This is a genomic window from Pseudopedobacter sp. (assembly GCF_040392825.1).
GTDB lineage: Bacteria > Bacteroidota > Bacteroidia > Sphingobacteriales > Sphingobacteriaceae > Pseudopedobacter.
This window is the reverse complement of record NZ_JBEBVH010000204.1, coordinates 1-7,332: the sequence shown is the minus strand read 5'-3', so window position 1 is coordinate 7,332 and position 7,332 is coordinate 1. Positions and strand designations below refer to the sequence as shown.

Below are 7,332 nucleotides of genomic sequence, written 5' to 3'. Positions count from 1 at the left end.
AGCCCATCTGCCTCTGATATATTTTTAAAGCTGTCGTTTTTTCTATCATATATAAATATCCCTTTACCTTCGCTCGAAAAAATAAGCCGCCGCTGGCTATCGATATAAATACTTGTCAGTTTACTTTTAACAATCGGGTCATTCTTTTTTATTTTATCGTAATATACCCAGCGTTGTTGTTTCTGATCAAATTTTATAGCACCGGCTCCGTAACAAGCCAACCATAAATTTCCGAGATCATCTTCCTTTATGTCATAAATAAAGCCCGTGATTTCTTTAATCCTTACAAAAGTGCGTTTTACACGATCAAACTTATTAAGACCAACAGGGGTTCCTACATATATATCTCCGGATTTTGTTTTGTAGAGCGAGAAAACACAATCATCATTTATCGTATTTACATCGTTAGATTTATATCTGTAATTTATTAACCGTTTGGTCTTTGTGTTATAAACGTCCAATCCCCGGGAGAATGTACCCACCCAAAGGTCATCTCCGTCTAAAAGCAATGCATGGGTATTGTGATACGATGTTTTTATAGGTTGGGTGATAAGTTTGGTTTTAACATCGAAATAATTTAAGCCGCCATCTTCAGTTGCTATCCACATATTACCCGAAGGATCTTCGTAAAACTGACTTACTGCCTTTCCCGAAAGAAACCCATGCAGTACATCCGGATAATAAGTTTCTATCGACAGAAGCGCCGTATTTAAATAATTAACACCTCCAAAGTAAGTCCCAATCCAAACTCCGCCCTCTTTATCTTGTGCGATAGAATACACATTTTGATCACTGAGACTGTATTTAAACTGTGGAATATCTATTCTTCTGGAAGTCCCGTTTTCCAGATTGAAAATATATAAGCCATCATCAGATCCAATTAAAAGTGACTTTTCTGTATACTGGAATATTGATCTGATGTGCGTTATATAATTAGATTTTGACTGGTTGTTCAGATATGAGGTATATCCGTCTGATTGTTTATTATAATATCTTAATCCATCAGACCAGGTTCCAAGCCATAAATTTCCTTTATTATCTTCCAGAATAGATAATACTTCATTATTGGAATTTTCGGTATTGCTAAATAAAGATGGTATAGGTTCAAATTTATGAGATTGTGAGTTATAACGCAGAAGCCCCAGCCTTGTCCCTGCCCAAACAGTCCCGGTTTTATCTTCTATAATAGACCAGGATGCATTCATCCCCAGATCAACATCCTCAATAGCAACTTTTCTAAGTTTTGAATTTTTAGGACTGTAAAAATAAATTCCCTGAAACATGGTTGCTATCCACAGATTCCCATTCTTATCAACCAACAAAGCATTGACAGCCGATGTTATTTTAGAATTATCTGATGCTTTTATATTTAATTTGGTAAAAGATTCGGCGACTTTATCCATTATATAAAGTCCGGCATCTGTCCCGATATACAAATTGTCTTTATCTTTTTGGGCAATACTTCTGATAAAATTATTGCCAATAGATTCTTTCTCTCCTATACTGTGCTGATAAACCCTAAAAGAACTTCCGTCAAAACGGTTTAAGCCATCTTTTGTCCCAAACCACATAAATCCATCATGATCCTGAAGGATACAATACACAGCATTTTCAGAAAGCCCGTCTACTACCTGCAGCTTTTTAAAATGAAAATTAGAGTTCTCCTGCGCGCTCATAAAAATTGGAGCAGCAAGACAACTCAACAATACAATATAAATTATTCTAAAATTCACGATATATAAATTTATAAGAATAATGTGTAGACAGGAAACTCTACGCAACCTAATTAATGGTAAAAACCGGTAAAAAATGGTAAAAACTAACATTTTAGCTTTATTTACCCATTTTTACCATTTTTTGATTAGAAAGTGTTATAACCACTCCTATCCTTATACATAACTTTACTTCACATCTAAATACACCAAAGTTTACATAATACAAAAGTTCAAATCAAAGCGATTGCTTTTGTGTTTTGCTACAGTTGGAGTTTAGAGGCCAATTAGAAGTTTAAATTATAAACCCAAAAATTAAATTACATGTTAAAGAAAACTTTATTCTTGTTTTTCTATGTTTTATCTACAGTGGTCTATGCACAGGATAATAACATGAAAGGTAGGGTGTTTGACGAATCGGGCATTCCCTTACCTGGGGTTGCGATTACCGTTAAAGGTACCGCCCGGGGCACTATAACAGACCTGAATGGAAATTACTCCATTAGTGTAACAAAGGGTCAGGAAATAGTTTTTTCTCTTCTGGGAATGCTTCCCCAGACCATCGTGTACAATAACCAGTCAACATTAGACATCACACTTCTTACAGACAAAAAAGCCTTAGAAGAAGTTGTTGTTATCGGTTATCAGACAATTAAAAAATCGGATTTAACGGGTGCAGTTTCTGTATTTAATCCGGATGAAATGAAAAACACTACCGTTTCAGGTACCGTAGGAGATGCGCTGGGAACTTTGCCAGGTTTAATGGTTAGAACAGCAGGATCTCCGGGCTCAGAAGGTAAAGTAGAAATCAGGGGAACGGGAACTTTAGGCCCAAGTAATCCGCTATATGTTGTAGACGGAATAGTTTCTGGCGCAAACAGAGACTTTAACTTCAATGATATAGAAAGCATTCAGGTATTAAAAGACGCTTCTGCGGCTGCAATTTATGGTTCCAGAGCCGGTAATGGTGTTATTATTATAACAACCAAGCAAGGGAAGGAAGGAAAAATGAAGATAGACCTATCTTCGAGAGGAACTGCACAGTGGCTGCCCAGATATAATCTCACCAATCGCGAGCAATGGATTAACCTGAACGATTTGGCTTTCAGTAATGCCAATAAACAACCTGCAAATCACTTCGATGGCAATACAGACTGGCAGGAAGAAGTTTTTAAAACAGGCTGGCTTCAGGATCATAACATTTCATTTTCTGGAGGATCCAAAGAAAGCAGATATTTTATTTCCGGAAACTACCAAACAAACTCGGGAACAACTATTGGTTCCAATAGTGAACGTTTTACATTACGTTCCAATATGTCTACTTCAAGAAATTTTGGTGAAAATTTAAAACTAAATATTGGAGAAAATATAGTACTCAGCAATTATTCAGTTAACGAATTAAATACCAATCCTATTATTGACGTTTACCGCATGTTGCCTACCATTCCTATTTACGACCCTAATAATGCGGCACGAGGTGGCTATGGTTATGGAGATGGTTCCAGAGACGTTACTTTTGGGACTAATCCTTTTGCCAGAGAAGATTTCGAAAACACAAAAAATGGAAATCTGAGAACAAGAGGAAACGTTTTTGGCGAGCTTGAATTTTTTAAATCTTTAAAATTCAGAACCAATTTTGGTTTTGATTTAAGTAACGATAAGCATGAATATTTAAGAAAAGTAGGCTATTGGGCGTATAACCAACCTACCGATCCGTCTTCATTAAATAAAAACCAGGCACAATACAGAGGTCTTGTATTTGACAATACCATAGATTACATAAAGAAATTTGGGAAACATGATATTTCTGCTGTAATAGGAACCAGTTATCAGACTTCTAATTACGAGCAGATTTGGGGGACAAAAAATGACGTTTTGGTATCGGTAAACGGCTACTTTACGCAGTTAGATGCTGCATTAAGCAATCCAAAAACAGGAAGCTATCAGGATAACGAGAAGTTGTTTTCTGTGTTTGGTCGTTTAAATTATACTTATGATGAAAAGTACCTCTTCAGTTTTACTATGCGTAGAGACGAATCGTCAAAATTTAATCCTGTTTATAGTGTAGGTTATTTTCCTTCAGTTTCTGCCGGATGGAGAATCAGCAAGGAAAGTTTCTTTAATGTTCCGTGGATAAATGATTTAAAGCTAAGAGCTAACTATGGGATACTGGGAACATCTAATATTGGTCCATGGGACTGGAACTCTTTTATTACAGTTTTTCCCCAAGCCATATTCGGTGTAGATCAAAATATTGCTACTGGTATGACCCAAATCAGACTGGCTAATGCTGATCTAAAATGGGAGAAAATGGCTCAATTTAACGGCGGCTTTGATGCAACAATACTAAATAACAGATTACAGATTTCTACCGACTTCTTTATTAAAGAAACCAAAGATGTATTAACAGCAATGCAAATCCAGATGGTTACAGGGAACAACGGAGGGAACCCGGTAGTTAATGCTGCAACATTAAAAAACACAGGAGTAGAATTGACTACAACATGGAGAGACAGAATTGGAGAATTTGGCTATAGCCTGGGGCTTAACGCTTCTTACTTAAAAAATAAAATCGTAAAACTGGGCTACGGCAGGGACGAATTTACGCAATGGGATACCAAGTCTATTGTAGGACATCCTATTGGCGAATGGTATTTGATTAAAACCGATGGTCTTTTCAAATCAGTAGAAGAAGTCCAGGCTCATAGAAGTAGTAATGGTACTTTAATTCAACCCAATGCACAACCCGGAGATGTAAAGTTTGTCGATTATAATGACGACGGTCGGATTACCGATGCGGACAGGCAGCATTGCGGTTCTACCATTCCAAAGTACCAATTAGGAATGAACTTCGGATTTGATTACAAAGGGTTCGACCTTCAATTACAATTCTCAGGATCTTTTGGCTTTAAATCTTTTAACGGCCCAAGAAGCGGTTACGACAGATTTGATGACAACTCCAACTATAGAGCAGATTACGATCCCTGGACACCGGATAATCCAAATGCGAAAGACCCAAGACCTATATCCGGAGATTCTCGTAATGTAGTTGGCAATCAGGACAGATGGTTAGAAAACGGAGGCTATTTAAGAATAAAACAAATTGCCCTGGGTTACAGCTTGCCGAAAAAAGCTTTAGGAACTACATTCAGTCAGGTTCGACTATATGTCAATGCACAGAACCTGGTTACTTTCACATCTTATAAAGGTTTAGATCCAGAGTTTTTGAACACAAACATTTGGGACAGAAGCTATGATGGTGGTGCTTTTCCAAATCCCAGAGGTATCACTTTTGGCACACAAATAACATTCTAACCCTAAAAATTAAAGAGCAATGAAAAAGTACTTATATATATTTCTTGCAACATTTCTGGTGAATGCTTGTAAGGTTGATGTACAGAACCCAAATACCATAACCACAGGAACGTTTTGGAAAACGGAAAGAGACGCAGAATATGGCGTAAACGCCATATATAATATGTTCTATAAACCAGGAACTTATAGCAGGTGGATATGGTTTCGCTTAGACTTAACTTCTGACGAAGGCTTTAGCCAAAGTCCATGGGCAGAACTAAAAGAATGGACACAATTTAAATATAACAATTACAATTTTTGGGAAGGTAATGCGTGGACTTTCAGAGATTGTTATGAAGCAATTTTCAGGGCCAACCAGGTGTTACACAATGTTCCAGCTATAGCGTTTACAGATCAGACAAAAAAAGATCAGCTTATTGGACAAGCATATTTTCTAAGAGGCCTGTATTATTACAATTTGGCTCTTCTTTGGGGAAGTGAGAATAAAAGTTTGCCTATCGTTCTGGAACCTTCTACTCCTGATATGAGGCCTGAAGGTCACACCGAAACTGAAGTTTATAATCAGGCCATTAGCGATTTTACAGAGGCAGAAAAACTCTTACCCCCTGCATGGGATGCTCCCAATAAAGGAAGAGCAACAAAAGGCGCTGCTTTGGCTTTTAGAGCGAAGTGTTACATGCAGCTTCATAAATGGGTAGAAGCCAAAACAGATTTATCATGGCTAGTTGATGGTGCAGGTAAAGAATATTATAACCTAACAGCAAACTATTTTGATAATTTCAACAAAGACACCGAGAATAACATCGAGTCTGTTTTCGAAATTCAATATTCGGATATTCATAAAGCACCTGCAGGCGACGGAGACTTCGATGTAGATCCAAACCTAGGTCTTAACAGAGGTCAATTTTTTGCGCCTCCCGGAATAGGCTGGACAGATGGTGAGCTACGCCCCTGGATAGTTACGGAGTTCAAGAAAGAAAAAGATTTAAACAACAACTTCGATATCCGTTTAAGATATACAGCATTCTATCAGGGAATGGAAAACGATTTTCCAAACAATACAAGAATATATAGACTCACAAGTAACAATGAACAATGGTCAAAAAGTGACTGGACAGGCAGAGTTTTCTTTCGCAAATATGGTTCGGATTACTACAGGGACTTCGATGATTACCATAACCCTACAAACGTACGTTTAATTAGGTTTGCAGATGTTCTGTTAATGTACGCCGAGTGTATCGCACAATCTAACGATCCTTTAGCCACCGCAGTACAACAGGTTGATAAAGTAAGAGCCAGGGTAAACATGCCGAATCTGGCAGTTAACAACCCAATTGCTGCCACAGACAAGAATACTTTCCTGAAAAGATTACAAATGGAACGTGTTTTAGAATTGGCGACAGAAGGACACAGATGGGCAGACCTTAAAAGATGGGGGTTGCTGGATGACGCTACAGGACTTAATGAAGTAAAATCCAGAGATGCAGACTTTAACAATTTCACCATTGGAAAACATAATCGTTTGCCAATTCCTTCAGATGAAGATAAAAACAATCCAAATGCTGATCAGAACCCTAATTATTAATAAAAAACGAGTCTAAAAAATTGAAAGCATCGTCATTCAACTACTTTTAGGAGGAGAATTCGCCAACAGGCGTAAATCTCCTCCCAAATGAAGGAGATCCTCCCCTTGCAATCGGGATGACAATAAACTTTTAGGCACTTCTTTAAAATCAATATGAATGAAAAAGTTAATTTATCTGTTACTACTTTTTAGTATCTCCTTAACCGCATGCGCTAAAAAAGAGAAGAACAATTTTGTGTTTGATCCTCCGGTTCCTTTAGGAGACCCTTTTATCATGTTAAACGGAAATACCTACTATGCTTATGGTACCAATGCTGAAAATGGAATAGAAGTTTATACCTCGGACGATTTAGTCTATTGGAAAAAAGAGTCCGAACTGGCTCTTAAAAGCGAAGATTCCTGGGGTGGACGATGGTTCTGGGCTCCGGAAGTATATTACATCCAGGAAAAAAATAAATTCTTTATGTACTATACTGCCAACGAGCATATTTGCGTTGCAACATCCAATTCTCCGCTGGGACCATTTAAACAGGAAGCCAAAGTTCCCATGCTGGATGGAGAAAAATCTATAGACAATAGTTTATTTATAGATGACAACGGTAAGCCATATTTGTATTTTGACAGATTTAATGATGGATTGAACATTTGGGTTGCCGAACTGGAAAACGATCTCCAGACAATAAAAACCGCTACCTTAAAAAAATGCATCAATGTTTCTCA

The 7,332-nt window shown here is 37.5% G+C and carries 4 protein-coding genes; 3 read left to right on the top strand and 1 reads right to left on the bottom strand.

Annotation, left to right across the window (positions count from 1 at the left end):
* The coding region (locus ABWO41_RS13470; RefSeq protein ID WP_353138928.1) for a ligand-binding sensor domain-containing protein at positions 1-1,733 on the bottom strand (1,733 nt) is incomplete at its 3' end.
* Positions 1,734-2,036: 303 nt separating this feature from the next.
* On the opposite strand from ABWO41_RS13470, the gene ABWO41_RS13465 reads away from it, so the two are divergent.
* From ABWO41_RS13465 to ABWO41_RS13455, 3 genes are all read left to right on the top strand, one after another.
* Positions 2,037-5,027, top strand: coding sequence for a SusC/RagA family TonB-linked outer membrane protein (locus ABWO41_RS13465; protein WP_353138925.1), 2,991 nt, complete (start codon positions 2,037-2,039; stop codon positions 5,025-5,027).
* 19 nt (positions 5,028-5,046) lie between these two features.
* A complete protein-coding gene (locus tag ABWO41_RS13460; protein WP_353138922.1) occupies positions 5,047-6,612 on the top strand; it encodes a RagB/SusD family nutrient uptake outer membrane protein in 1,566 nt (521 codons plus the stop codon).
* Positions 6,613-6,769: 157 nt separating this feature from the next.
* The coding region (locus ABWO41_RS13455) for a family 43 glycosylhydrolase (protein ID WP_353138919.1) at positions 6,770-7,332 on the top strand (563 nt) is incomplete at its 3' end.